This is a genomic window from Paracoccus sp. L-17 (assembly GCF_056857655.1).
In genome coordinates this window covers 214,713-228,132 of record NZ_JBSXNM010000042.1, presented here as the reverse complement: position 1 = coordinate 228,132, position 13,420 = coordinate 214,713, and the positions used below count along the sequence as shown (strand labels likewise).

The following is a 13,420-nucleotide window of genomic DNA, read 5'->3' as shown; positions in this document are numbered from 1 at the left end:
CGATCTGTTGGTATCTGCGCTGTGGGTCATTATGTAGGATGCGAGTCGGCGCAAGTCCAGTTTTTGCGCCTGAATGAAGGGGAATTCGCATGTGGCTTTTCGTTCTGTTCGTGGCCATTCCGCTGATCGAGATCGCACTGTTCATTCAGGTCGGCGGGCTGATCGGATTGTGGCCGACGCTGGGAATCGTGCTGCTGACCGCGGTCGCGGGCACCGCGCTGATGCGAAGCCAGGGCGCGCGGGCCTGGGCCGAGGTGCAGCGTTCCTTTGCCGAACTGCGCGATCCGTCGCGGCCGCTGGCGCATGGCGTGATGATCCTGATGGCGGGGATGCTGCTGCTGACGCCGGGCTTTTTCACCGATACGCTGGGCCTGCTGCTGCTGATTCCGGCGGTGCGCGACATGGTGGTGCACTATCTGGCGCGGCATGTCCGGATCACCCGGACGCGGATGGGCGAGACGCCACAAGATCCGCGACGCCCGCCATATGGCGATGGCGCGATCGACGGCGATTATGTGGTCGAGGACGATCAGCGCCACCCCGCCAGCCGCCGGCCACCCGACCTGCCGCCCGAACCAGGCGACGACCAGCCGCCACGGCGCGGCCATTCGGGCTGGACTCGGCATTGAGGCGGAAGGACGCGCCTGATAGAAGCAGCCGCAAGTCCGAACGTGCGAGGAACGAACATGGCCGACGAGAATAACCAGAACGGTGCCGCCGATGGCGCCGAGGCCGCGGCGCAGCCGCAGGTCCGTATGCAGATCCTGGCCCAGTATATCCGCGATCTGTCCTTCGAGAACGCGGTCGCCACCAAGGGCGCGCCGCAGGGCGAGGTCCAGCCCGAGATGACCGTTCAGGTCAGCCTGGACGCGCGCAAGCGTCAGGCCGATCACCAATACGAGGTGATTTCGAAATTCCGCGTCACCTCGACCAACAAGGGTGACGGCCAGACCATGTTCCTGGTCGAACTGGATTATGGCGGCGTGTTTCATATCGAGAACGTTCCCGAAGACCAGTTGCACCCTTTCCTGATGATCGAATGCCCGCGGATGCTGTTTCCCTTCGTGCGGCGCATCATTTCGGATCTGACGCGCGACGGGGGCTTTCCACCCTTCAACATGGATCCGGTCGATTTCGTGGCGCTGTATCGTCAGGAATTGTCGCGCCGCGCGCAGACGCAGCAGGGCGCGCCGGCCGATCAGAAACTGTCCTGACGGCGGTCTTCGGTCATGCCGCCGCGCCAGCGCCGGGCCTGGCAGCGGATGCTGTCGGGCCGCAGGCTGGATCTGCTGGACCCCACCCCCTTCGACATCGAGATCGAGGACATCGCCCATGGTCTGGCCTTCGTCGCCCGCTGGAATGGCCAGACGCATGGCGACTGGCCCTATTCCGTGGCCGGTCATTCGCTGCTGGTCGAGGATATCTTCTGCCGGCTGGATCCGCGCGCCGATCCCGCCGCGCGGCTGGCCGCGCTGTTGCATGACGCGCCCGAATACGTGATCGGGGACATGATCTCGCCGGTGAAATCGGCGCTTGGCCAGGATTACGGCGCGATGGATGAAAGGCTGACGGCGGCGATCCATCGCCGCTTTGGTCTGCCTGCCAGCCTTCCCGCCGCACTGAAGAAGCGGATCAAGACCGCCGACCGGATTTCGGCCCGACTGGAGGCCGTTCAGATCGCGGGTTTCGACGAGACCGAGGCGCGCAAGCTTTTCCCCGTCCCCGGCGAACAGATACTGACCCGGCTCAAGATCGATCTCAGCCCGCCCGCGAAGGTCCGCGCCGCATTTCTCGAACAATTCTCCGCGATTATGCGGGCGCTGGATCAAACGGGAAACAGCGATGAAAAGGGAAAATATTAACCCTTTTTTAACCTTCAGGGGAAAGACGCAATGAAACGCCCTTCCCCGATTGTTTTCAGATCAGCAGATCTTCCAGTTGCTTGCCGCCCTCAAGGCTTTCCTGAACCCAACGCGGCTTGCGGCCACGACCTGTCCAGGTCATCGTAGGATCCTTGGGATTGACGTATTTCGGGGGCACGGTGCCCGCGCGCCGGGGTTTGCCGCCTGTCAGCTCCGCCAGGTTGAACCCATGTTCGCGCGCGGCTTCTTCGACCGCAGCCAGCGCTTCGCGCCGCTTGCGATCCTCGTAGGAACTGATTGCCCGATCCAGCTTGGCGCGTAGATCGCGCATTTCCTTCAGCGTCATCTTGTCAAAATCAACGTTCATTTCTTCTTCGTCCGTGAGAATATTGGTGAACGAAAAATTAGATTATATTGAGAAAGTTTCAACCCTTCGGTGCGCCTGTCAGCGGGGTCCGCGTTTGGCGAGAATTCGCTGAAGCGTGCGTCGGTGCATATGCAGGCGGCGGGCGGTTTCGCTGACATTCCGGTCACATTGCTCGTAAACGCGCTGAATATGTTCCCAGCGGACCCGATCGGCCGACATCGGATTTTCGGGAGGAGGCGGCAGCAGGTCACCGACAGCCAGCAAAGCCGACGTCACGTCATTTGCGTCGGCGGGCTTTGCGAGATAATCGGTCGCGCCCATTTTCACCGCCGCGACGGCGGTTGCGATGGCACCATACCCGGTCAAGACGATGATCCGCGCATCTTCGCGCGTCTCGCGCAACGATTCGACCACGTCCAGGCCATTGCCGTCTTCGAGGCGCAGATCGATGACCGCGAAGGCCGGCGCCTGTTCACGGATCATCCGCATCGCTTCGCTGACGCTCAGCGCGGTGCGGGTGGCAAAGCCGCGTTTCTCCATGGCGCGGGCCAGCCGCGTCACGAACAATTCATCGTCATCGACCAGCAGCAAGGACGGATCGGCACCAAGCCGGGCAGCGATATCCTCAGCCATCATGTTTCCCTTCTTGCGCGCATCGGCGCGCAGACTGCCCGATGGACGGGCCTGCGGCAAGCGGCTGTCAGGCCGCCACGTCAAGGTTGCAGCCGACGGTTGCGGCGATCTTTTCGGCCGAATCCTCACGCGGGAACAGATCGACCGTCCTGTTTCCCGGCATGACAAGATAGGTATTGCTGGCGTGATCGACCATGTAATCCCGGTCGTTCTTTCCGCCATTCGCCCGGGAATAAATCCGCCAGCCCTTGCTGACGGCCGCGATCTCGGCGTCGCTGCCAGTCAGGCCGATCACTGCGCCGCCAAAGCTGTCGGCAAAGCGGGCCAGCACCTCGGGAGTGTCGCGCCCGGGATCGACGGTGACGAAGATCGATTGCGCATCCCTGCCCTGCGATTTCAGGATGTCCACCGCCTCGGCATTGCGCGCATTGTCCAGCGGGCAGACATCGGGGCAGGAGGTGTAGCCGAAATACAGCAATGTCGGCCTGTCGAAGACCTGCTTGTCCGAAACCCGCGTCCCATCGTCGCGGGTCAGGGTGAATTCGGTGCCCAGGGTGTCCAGCCCACCCGCGCCATCGCCGCCGTCACACCGTGCGATGCGTTCGTCGCTGCCGGACAATGCAAGATAGGCGCCCCCCGCCGCCGCGACGGACAACACGGCGGCAGCCGCGGCGGCAGCCAGGATGATCTTGGCCTCGGTCATGCCGTTTCCTTTCGCCCCATCGGTCATCGCGCGCATTGATCGCGCATTCCCCGACGCGTATCAAGTCGCCGAACGCCGCAGCGAGGCCCCAGATGAGCGCAGATCCGGCCGTGAAAAGCGCCGCCTTCCCGGCCGCCCTTCCGCGCGACCCCGAACCGATCCGCATCCGCACCCTTGCCCTGCTGCGCTGGATCGCCATCGCGGGTCAGCTGGCCGCCGTCATCGTGGCGCATTTCATGAGCATCGGCTTTCCGGTCCTGCCCGTGCTGGTGCTGATCGCCGCGGCGGTCGCGATGAACCTGTGGCTGTCCCTGCGGCCCTTCATGCGCGCCTCGCCCAGCCATGCCATCGTGCAGCTCGGCTTCGATCTGATGCAGAATTCGGCCTTGATGGCGCTGACCGGGGGCATGACCAATCCCTTCGCGCTGCTGGTTCTGGCCCCCGTCACCATCGCCGCGACCTCGCTGAACCTGCGCCAGACGCTGGCGCTGTCGCTGGCCGCGGTGGCGTTGATCTCGGTCGCGGCGATGGTGGCCATTCCGCTGCAGGATGCCGATGGCGGGGTGCTGCGGCTGGCGCCGATCCTGGCGCTTGGGCATTGGGCCGCACTGGTGATCGGGGTGGCCTTCTTCGCGTATTACGCCCACCGCGTCACGGCGGAATTGTCGGCCACGTCGAACGCGCTTTTCGCCACCCAGATGGCACTGGCGCGGGAACAGCGGTTGCAGCATCTGGGCGGGGTCGTCGCGGCGGCGGCCCATGAGATGGGAACCCCGCTGGCGACGATCAAGCTGATCGCCTCGGAACTGGTGGAAGAGTTGAACGACCGTCCCGACCTGCAACAGGACGCGCGCGCCCTGCGCGATTCGGCGGAACGCTGCGGCACCATCCTGCGCAGCATGGGACGGGCCGGAAAGGACGATCTGCACATGCGCAGCGCGCCCTTGCACGCGGTTCTGGAAGATGCCGCCGGACCCCATGCCGATCGCGGCCCGCAACTGGACATCATCGCCGACGGGCCCGAGATTCACCGCGATCCCGCCGTCATCCACGCCCTTCGCAACCTGATCCAGAACGCCGTCGATTTCGCGCAATCCCGTGTCGTGGTCGAGGCCGATCAGGGCGCCCGCCACCTGACGATCACCATCCGCGATGATGGTCCCGGCTATCCGCCGGCCTTGCTGGCGCGCATCGGCGACCCCTATCTTACCAGTCGGCGCGAGGGCCGCCAGCGCGGCGGATACGAGGGCATGGGCCTTGGTCTTTTCATCGCGAAGGCGCTGCTGGAACGATCCGGGGCAGTGCTGACTTTCGCTAATGGCGGACCCGGCGCCATCGTCACCGTGCGCTGGCCGCTGGATCGCATCCGCGCCGACAGCCGCGTCGCCCTGGGGGACAACCCGCTTCTGTTCGATTGAACAAGTCGGGCATTTTAACTTTTCATTAAGTCAGATCGCCTTACAGTTGTGAAAACGCAATGGGGGCGCGACGACGTGGCTTTCGAGGGATATTGGCTTGTTCTTACCGCTGTTGCGGCCGGGACGATCTCGGTCCTGCTGGCGATCGCGGCGATCCGGTTCTGGGACCGGCTTGCGGCGGGTTCCGGCCGCCGGTCGGGACGCGACCATCTGGAGGGGGCGCTGAAACCCACCATCCTTCTGTTCCGCGGCGGCGCCCTGGTCGATGCGACCGCCCCGGCCCGGACCCTGCTGGATCGGGTCAATGGCCCGGACGATGACTGGACGCGGCTGCGGCAATGGGCCGGGCCGCGCTTTCCCGACGGCATTGCGCGTCTGGACCGGCTGGACGAACTGGGTCGGGTGGAAATGCTGGGTGGAAACGGTGCCGGCAGCGCCGCCCTGCGCCTGACCGCCGAACGCATCGAGGATGCCATGGTCCGTGTCACCATCGTCGATCCGCAGGCGGAACATGCCGGGATCGTCGTCGATTCCATGTCCCAGCAGGCGATGGAGGAAGAGCTTGACCTGCTGCGCAAGTCGCTGGACCAGACGCCGATGCTGGTCTGGCGGCAGGATGCCTGCGACGCGATCACCTGGGCCAATGCCGCCTATCTGCGCCGGGCCGAGGCTCATGCCGGCGGCATGCTCAGCTGGCCATTGCCGCGGCTGCTGGATCCTCCCAAACCTGCTCCGGGCGGCGGGCCCTCCACCCGGCGCGCATCGCTGGAAAGCGACGGGATCATGTCCTGGTATGATTGCCACAGCCATCAGATCGGCGACCAGACGATGATGTTCGCCCTGCCCGCCGATGCCGCCGTCCGGGCCGAGCGCAGCCTTCGCGAATTCGTCCAGACGCTGACCAAGACCTTTGCCGACCTGCCCATCGGACTGGCCATCTTCGACCGCCAGCGGCACCTGCAATTGTTCAACCCGGCGCTGATCGACCTGACCGGGCTGCCGACCGGATTCCTGACCGCGCGGCCGACCCTGTTCGACCTGCTGGATCAGTTGCGCGAATCGCGCATGGTTCCCGAGCCCAAGGATTTCCGCAGCTGGCGCCAGCACATGAACAATCTGGAAAGCGCCGCCGCCACCGGCCACCATGTCGAGACCTGGTCGCTGCCGGGCGGGCAGACCTATCGCGTCACCGGACGGCCGCATCCCGATGGCGCGGTGGCTTTCCTGTTCGAGGACATCACCTCGGAAATCTCGCTGACCCGGAAATTCCGCGCCGATCTGTCGCTGGGCGAAAATGTCATCGACGGGCTGGATGACGGGTTGGCGGCCTTTTCGTCAAGCGGCCAGATCCTGATGACGAACCAGTCTTATCGCCAGATCTGGGGCGGCGGCGCCACCACCCTTGCCGAGGCGCTGAGCGATTGGGAAGGAAGGGTCGAGAACGGTCCGGGCTTTGCCGCCCTGCGCGCCCGGCTGACGGCAGGGTCGGAAACCTCGCGTGACACCGGCCTGATTACCGGACCGGATGGCGCGCTGCTGGATTGGCGGGTCACCCGGATCGGCGGCGCGCGGCAATTGCTGCGCTTCCGCCGGGCCGAGATCGTCGCCACGACACCCGGTCAGGACGGGGCCGCCCCGCTTCTGACCCGGGCCGTGGGCGCGGATTAGGCACCGCCCGCGCGGCCTCCGTCCTCAGTAGTCGCGCTCGAAATAGATGCCCAGCGTGCTCTGACCTTCGCTGTCCACCGAACCGCGCGCGGTCAGGCTTTCGGTCACGTCCAGGTTGAGGTTGATCGTGCTCTTGCCGTTATTGCCGACGGCCACGTCGGTATAAAGATTTTCGCTGAGATACTTGCCCGCACGGACCTGCACATTTCCCTCGGCGTCGGTCTGAAGGTCCAGATCGTCCAGGCCGAACTGGTTGCGCAGATTGCCGACGATTCCTTCGCCGCCGCGCCCGGCCAGCACCGCGATCGCATTGGCGAGCTGGGCGGCCTGAAGCGGACTGATATTGTCCAGGCCCCGGCCGAACAGCAACTGCGACAGGACCTCTTCCTCGGGCAATTCGGGCGAGGATTCGAAGGTGATCTCGGGATCGCGCGCCTCGCCATCGATGATGACCCGGGTCGTGATCCCGTTCTGCGAGGTTTCGGCCACCAGCCGGATCACCGGCACCAGGCTGCCCTGCAATTCGACCAGCCCCTCGGCCAGATCGAACCGCTTGCCCAGCAGATCGACCCGGCCCCGGATCAGTTCCAGCTGACCGATGGGGATCACGTTGCGCGTGGTTCCCGTGACCCGCAGCGCGCCACCCATTTCGGCATCGACGCCGCGGCCGCGGATGAAGATCTGGTTCGGCGCATTGATCTGCAGGTCCAGCCGCGGCGGATTGGCCGGCGGGGTCGAGGGCGGGCCGGCCATGCCGGCATCGCGCGACGCCTGGCTGGGATAATCCTCCAGCCCGGCCTTGGCCCGGGTGCCGCGAACCGGCGGACGCTCTGCACCGACATGCTGAATATCCGGAATGGCCTTTGCCCCGCCGAGTCCGGTCGAGGGGATTCGGATCTCGGTCGCGCCGACATTGACGGTGCCGGCGATCAGCGGGCCCGAGGCCATGTTGCCGCTCATCGTCAATTGCCCGTTCAGTTGCGTCTCGTAGAGGTTCGGATCGCGCGCGACCAGATTGTCCAGCACGATGGTCAGATCCAGATTGCCCGCCTGCAGATCGACCGGTCCGGAAACGGCCAGCGATCCGCCCGCCGCGACGCCGCTCCGCGCATCTACCAGGATGCGGCCGTTCCGAAGATCGGCGGTGACGTTCAATCCCTGCAGACGCACGCCCAGGCCGGGATCGGCCAGTTCACCGCCGCTGAGCTGGATGCGGCCGCTGACCGCGTTCAGCGATGGCGGACCGTTCACACTGACATCGACGCTGACCGGCCCCTCGATGCTGCGCGTGCGAATGAAGCTGTTGGCGATCGAGGCGTTGGTGTTGCCGGAAATGTCCAGGTTCGTGTCCGAGAAATTCCGCGCCGCCGAACCCGAGATTTGCAGCCGCGTGTCCCCTGGCGCGACGACGGCCAGATCGACCGCGAAATCCTGACCCGATTCGCGGATCGTGCCGTCCACGCTCAGCGCGCCGGGCAATTCGCGCAGGACCAGTCCCAGATCGGTCAGCCGGGCCGAGACGTTCATGCCGCTGGCGGTGTCGCCATCGGCATCGACCCGCAACTGCGGATTGCGGACCTGAAGGCGCTGGAAGGACAGGCCCGACGCCGATTGCGTCGCCGCCACGTCGAAGCCGGTCTGGCCGCGCAGGATCGGATCGATCCGGTCCTGCCCGATAGCCAGCCCGTTCGCGCGGCCGGTCGCGGTGATCCGGCGCAGGCCGTTTTCTTCGACCAGACTTGCATCGGCGCTCAGCGAGCCGCGGATCCCATTGCCCAGAAAGCGCAGGTCGGCGGCGTTCAACTGCGCAGAGATGTCGGTCTTGCCGCCGCCAAGGGTGCCGGTCGCATTCGCGCTGAGGCGGGGATTTTCCAGCTGTGCCTGATCGATGGTGAAGACACCGTCGCGTTCGACAGCCATCACCGACAGCCGGGTCTCGCCGGCCAGCGCGCCATCGACCTGCGCCTGCCCGAAGGACAGATCCTGCCCGCTGCCGCGCACCGCCAGCCGCCGCGCGCCATCGCCGCTTTCACGGAAGGTCCCGTCCAGGGTCATCGTGCCGCGCCAGCCGGGGCCGAACGAGGCCAGCGACGCGATCTGCGCGGAGGCCGTCAGGTCGGTCACGCCCTTGCCATAGACGCCGCTTGCGGTGGCCGAAAGCTGCGGGTTCGAAATCCGCACGTCCCGCAACGTGACCGTGCCCTTGTCCTCTTCGGCCTTGACGGCAAGCCGGGTCTCTCCCCGGAAGGCGCCGTCCACCTGCGGCTGGCCGATGGCCAGATCGCGGGCGGTGCCGGTCAGATCCAGGCGCCGGATGCCGTCCTGGCGCTGCACCAGCATCGCATCGGCGTTCAGCGATCCGCCCCAATCCGGCCCGAACGGCGCCAGCGAAGCGATGTCAAGCCGGGCCGTCAGATCGGTTTCGCCCTGACCATAGGTGCCGCGGGCCGTCGCGTTCAACTGGTCATTCACCAGTCGCAGGTCGCGCAGGGTGATCAGGCCGTCCTTTTCCTCGGCCTTGACCACCAGATCGGTGATGCCGGTCAGCGCCTCGTTGCCATTGGCAAGCCCGAGGCTGAGATCCTGGCCTTTTCCGGTCAGATCCAGAAAGCGCGTGCCGTCCCGTTCCGTCAGGCTGGCCCGGGCGGTAAAGCCGCCGCGCCAATCAGAGCGCAGCGCCGACAGATCGGGCAGTTCGAAGGTCGCCGTCGCGTCCAGCGCGCCCGTCACGAAGCTTCCCTTGGCCTTGGCATCCAGTTGCGGGTTTGACAATTGCAGCGTCTCGACCTGATAGCCGCCATCCTGTTCGGCCGCGATGATGGCCAGGCTGGTGCGCCCCTGAAGGGCTCCGTCCAGCGCCGCGATCCCGATCTTCAGATCGTTCGCCTCGCCACTGACCGACAACCGCCGCGCCCCGGCGGCGCCGGTCAGATTGGCCTCGGCCTGCAGCGCGCCCGAGAAGTTGGGATCGGCGTCCTGCAACGAAGGCATCGAGATCGTCGCCTTCACGTCGCTGGACAGGCTGTTCAGATAGCCCTGCGCCTGCGCGGTCAGCCGCTGGGCGTTGATATCGAAACGGCTCAGTTCGATCCCGGTCTGGTCGCGCCGCGCCGCCAGCCTGATCCGCGACTGGCCGGCAAGCAGCCGATCCACCTGCGGCTGGTCCAGCGCGATATTCTGTCCGGTGGCTTCGGCGTCGATGTCGAAACCCTTGGTCAGGACGTTGTAGTAGCCGGTCACCGATGCGTTCGCGCTGCCCTTGATCGACCGGTTCGCGATGACCGACAGCCGCGCGAGATCGTCATAGCGCGCCTCGGCATCGGCCGAGATCAGGAAGCCGCTGGACAGGCCGGAGACCAGGAAATATCCCGACAGGCCGTAATCCGCGCCGTTCACCGTAACCTCGGACAATTCGACGGCATTTCCGGGCGTGAAATCGAACTGGGCCGATCCGTCCAGCTGCGTCCCGATAGCCTCGGCCAGACCGCGATCGGCAAAGTCCATCCGCTGTCCGCCAAAGCCGATCCTGCCCGACACGTTGGACAGCGCGCCATTATCCAGCACCACCGCGCCCGCCCCGTCCAGCGTCAGCGCGCCGATCGTGACCTGGCCCTGATCCAGCTGGCCGACGCGGCCGGTCAGGGTCCAGCCCTGTCCCTCGGCCGAATCGTATTGCAGTTCCAGCCGTCCCGACTCCACTGTCGTGTCCTGCGCGAAAGGCAGCGCGACGGGAACCTGCGACGCATTGGCGTCACGGCCCAGCGTGATCAGAAGCTGCGCGGTTTCCGGCGCATTCTTGGCATTCAGCGAAAGCCGACCGTCGATCCCAAGCGCATCGGTGGCCAGTTTGAGCACCGGCAGGTTCAGCCGCCCGTCGTCGCCGCGCCAGCCTTCGGCCGTCAATTGCGTTCCGGTTCCGAAAAATGCACGATCCTCGGGCGGCAGCAGGGTGGCGATGTCGCCGCCAAGCTGGACGCGGAAATTCGTGCCGGGGCTGCCATCGGGCCCTGCCCCCGCATTCGCCCCCACCGATCCGGTGACACGCTGCTGGCCGTCCGTCGCCAGACGGATGTCGGCCATGAAATCCTTGATCTCGCCTTCGCCGCTGATCTGCGCCGTGACCGAGGGCTTGTCATAGAGGTTGACGAGGTTCACCAGCAGGCCGTCGGCCGCCTCGTCCAGGCCCAGATTGACGCGCAGGACCTTGGTTCCGTTCGAATAGCCCGCATCCAGCACGAACTGGCCGCGCGGCCCGTCCAGACGGTCGATGGTCAGTTTGGCCGCGCCCTCGCCGCCGGCAAGGCTCATGCTGCCGTCGATGGAGATCGCCGCCTCGACGCCGATCACCGGCTGGCCCAATTCGACGCGGCCGGCGCGGATTTCCTTGATCTCGACGCCGACCGGCAGTTCGGGCAGCGCGAATTCCGTGGTCTCGGCCTTGGGCGCCGCCGCCCCGCCCGCGCCCGGCAGGCGCGGCAGGCTGATGCGTTCGGCCGACAATTCGGCGATATCGACCCGGCCGCGCAACAGCGCCGAGCGGTTCCACTGGATGGCGCCGTTCTCAAGCGTCAGCCAGACGCCATCTGCGTCCGCAATGGTCATCTGGGTGAAGGTCGCGCGCGAGGACAGCGCCCCCTGAAACCCGTCGATCGAGATGCGGCGCCCCTGACCCGACAGGTTCCGCTCCAGCAGCCGGGTGATGAAGCCCTTGTCGTCCGAGACCTCGGCCGAGATGTCGGCCGCGCTTTGCGCATGGGCCGCCAGCGGCAGGAACATCGCGAGAAGAAGAATCCAGATCGTGCGCATCAGAATGCCTGCCCCAGCCCCAGATAGACCTGAACGCCGTTGCCGGTCTTGCCCGAGACCGGCGCGGCGATGTCGAATCGCAGCGGCCCGATCGGCGTCTTGTATCGCACCCCGATGCCGGCGCCGGCATGATCGCCGCTGTCGCCGCCAAAGGAACCTTCGGACCAGACGCGGCCGTAATCGGCAAAGGCGACCAGTCCGATCCGCTCGCGGACCTGGAACCGCATCTCGGCGTTCAGCGTCGCGACGCTCATGCCGCCGGTCATGATCGGGCCGTCCGGGCTGGGAATCACTTCGACGCCCAGCGATTGATAGGGCTGGCCGCGCACGGTTCCGCCGCCGCCCGAAAAGAACAGATAGTCGCGCGGCGTGTTCCGGATATCGCTGCCCAGCACGCTGCCCAGCCGGGCGCGGCCGGCCAGCGTGAACCTGTCATCCTGGCCCAGCGAATAGAAACCGCGCGCCTCGCCCAGCAAGCGGACACCGTCATCGGTGCCGCCGAAGCCCTTGAAGGGCGCGGCATCGGCGCTGAGATAATAGCCCTTCCTGGCGTCGGTCGGTTCGTCGCGCTGGTCCCATGTCACGCTCAGCGGGAAAGCGAGAACCTTGAAATCCCGTTGCCCGTTGGCGTCGAACACGCGCGAGAACTGGTATTCGACGGCCAGGTTGGTGGTCAGCCGGTCGCTGAAGATACGGTTGAAGCCCAGCCCGACCGAAGCCGAATCGGAATCGTAATCCTCTTCGCGCATCCGGGCCAGCCGGGTTTCGACATAGGCGGTGGTATCCGGCGTGATCGTCGCCGGACGGTCGAGACGGAAGGTCAGGTCCTCGTCGCGCCCGCTGGTCTTCGAGCCGATATCCTTGACCTTGCCTTCGATCCGCAACCGCTCGCCCCCGCCCAGCAGGTTGCGGTGCATCCAGTAGGCCGAAACCATCGCACCATCGGTGTTCGAGATTTCGAATCCCGCCCCGATCCGGCGCAGTTTCTGTTCCACCACGGTCAGGTTCACATCCATGCTGTTGTCCGGCCCAAGCTGGTCGGCCTCTTCCAGCGTGATCGCCGAGAAGACGCCAGTGCGGCGCAGCCGCTTGCGAACCGTCTCGATATCGTCGGGATCGAAGGGCTGACCTTCGGGCAGGCCCGCGATCTTGCGCAGGCGGCGCGGCTTCATCCGCTCGTAGCCCGTCATGTTCAGCCTGCCGAAGGTAACCGCCGGGCCGGGATTCAGCCCGATTCGGCTGTCCACGGTATTCTGGTCGTGATCGGCGACGATGCTCTGGCTGCCGACATCGGCCTTGGCGTGGCCGTCATTGCGCCAGCCATCCACGCCCGCCGCGGCGGCCGCCTTGATCGTGCCGGTGCCCGCGGTCTCACCCACGGCATATTCGCCCGGAATGTCGGATCCGGGCGCGACAGGCGCGATCTGGGCGCGCGAGAACTTGAAGCCGGGACCGGGATCGACGCGGATCACGACCTTGCGCACGACCCGGGGCGCATCCAGCGGCGCGACCTCGGCCGCCTCGACGCCGTCCAGCGTGATGTTGATGACCGGAGAATAGAACCCCTTGTCATAGAGCAGGCCCAGGATCCGGGCATAATCGGCGCGGGCCGCGGCGAAGACGTCCTGCCCGGTGGTGCGATCCTCGTCCAGCGCGCCCTTGATGAGCGAACTGTTGCGAATTTCGCGATCCAGCCCGTCCTGGTTGCCGGCGACCGTGATTTGCAGATCGACCGGACCTTCGGATTGGCTGCCGCGGCCGAACAGGCCCGAGAACGGGGACGAGGATTGGCCAAGCGCCATTCCCCCGAAACCCAGTGCCGTGAAGACGACAAGTGCCGCCCGCAGATATGCCCGCATCGTCCTGCCCTGCAATTCTTGCTTTTGGCGATTTGAGCAGGATTGCGCCGCGGAATCCAGCAATTCCTGCGAAAAGGGGGGCCGCGTTAACCTTTTTTGGCGCA

Annotated in this window: 10 protein-coding genes; 5 read left to right on the top strand and 5 right to left on the bottom strand. The window is 65.8% G+C overall.

Annotated features, from left to right (window positions below; translation table 11 throughout):
- The first annotated feature begins 89 nt into the window (after window positions 1-89).
- The 3 genes from AC13CR_RS13240 to AC13CR_RS13230 are packed head-to-tail and all read left to right on the top strand — an operon-like array spanning window position 90 to window position 1,862.
- On the top strand, window positions 90-629 hold the full coding sequence (locus tag AC13CR_RS13240; RefSeq protein ID WP_292951577.1) for an FxsA family protein: 540 nt from the start codon (window positions 90-92) through the stop codon (window positions 627-629).
- A 57-nt stretch (window positions 630-686) separates the two neighbouring features.
- Window positions 687-1,214: a protein-export chaperone SecB gene (gene secB, locus AC13CR_RS13235; protein ID WP_292951574.1), complete on the top strand. Its 528-nt coding sequence runs from the start codon at window positions 687-689 to the stop codon at window positions 1,212-1,214.
- Between the two features lie 15 nt (window positions 1,215-1,229).
- The gene (locus AC13CR_RS13230; protein WP_292951571.1) at window positions 1,230-1,862 is read left to right on the top strand and encodes an HD domain-containing protein; all 633 of its coding nucleotides are present in this window, start codon (window positions 1,230-1,232) and stop codon (window positions 1,860-1,862) included.
- Between the two features lie 55 nt (window positions 1,863-1,917).
- Here the strand turns inward: AC13CR_RS13230 and AC13CR_RS13225 are convergent, their stop codons facing one another.
- The 3 genes from AC13CR_RS13225 to AC13CR_RS13215 all read right to left on the bottom strand — a co-directional run bounded on the left by AC13CR_RS13225 (window position 1,918) and on the right by AC13CR_RS13215 (window position 3,565).
- Window positions 1,918-2,229 carry an H-NS histone family protein gene (locus tag AC13CR_RS13225; protein WP_292951569.1) on the bottom strand — a complete coding sequence of 104 codons (312 nt, stop codon included), beginning with the start codon at window positions 2,227-2,229 and terminating at the stop codon, window positions 1,918-1,920.
- 78 nt (window positions 2,230-2,307) lie between these two features.
- A complete protein-coding gene (locus AC13CR_RS13220) occupies window positions 2,308-2,862 on the bottom strand; it encodes an ActR/PrrA/RegA family redox response regulator transcription factor (RefSeq protein ID WP_292951566.1) in 555 nt (184 codons plus the stop codon).
- 67 nt (window positions 2,863-2,929) lie between these two features.
- On the bottom strand, window positions 2,930-3,565 hold the full coding sequence (locus AC13CR_RS13215; protein WP_292951563.1) for an SCO family protein: 636 nt from the start codon (window positions 3,563-3,565) through the stop codon (window positions 2,930-2,932).
- A 92-nt stretch (window positions 3,566-3,657) separates the two neighbouring features.
- Between AC13CR_RS13215 and AC13CR_RS13210 the strand changes: the two genes are divergently transcribed.
- Together AC13CR_RS13210 and AC13CR_RS13205 are read left to right on the top strand one after the other, a co-directional pair.
- Window positions 3,658-4,983 carry an ActS/PrrB/RegB family redox-sensitive histidine kinase gene (locus AC13CR_RS13210; protein WP_292951560.1) on the top strand — a complete coding sequence of 442 codons (1,326 nt, stop codon included), beginning with the start codon at window positions 3,658-3,660 and terminating at the stop codon, window positions 4,981-4,983.
- A 48-nt stretch (window positions 4,984-5,031) separates the two neighbouring features.
- On the top strand, window positions 5,032-6,651 hold the full coding sequence (locus AC13CR_RS13205) for a PAS-domain containing protein (RefSeq protein WP_335661388.1): 1,620 nt from the start codon (window positions 5,032-5,034) through the stop codon (window positions 6,649-6,651).
- Window positions 6,652-6,675: 24 nt separating this feature from the next.
- Here AC13CR_RS13205 and AC13CR_RS13200 read toward each other — a convergent pair whose 3' ends face one another.
- Window positions 6,676-11,457: a translocation/assembly module TamB domain-containing protein gene (locus AC13CR_RS13200; protein WP_292951554.1), complete on the bottom strand. Its 4,782-nt coding sequence runs from the start codon at window positions 11,455-11,457 to the stop codon at window positions 6,676-6,678.
- Window positions 11,457-13,316, bottom strand: coding sequence for an autotransporter assembly complex protein TamA (locus tag AC13CR_RS13195; protein WP_293014020.1), 1,860 nt, complete (start codon window positions 13,314-13,316; stop codon window positions 11,457-11,459). The genes AC13CR_RS13200 and AC13CR_RS13195 overlap by 1 nt, the downstream gene beginning before the upstream one ends.
- Between the last annotated feature and the right edge of the window lie 104 nt (window positions 13,317-13,420).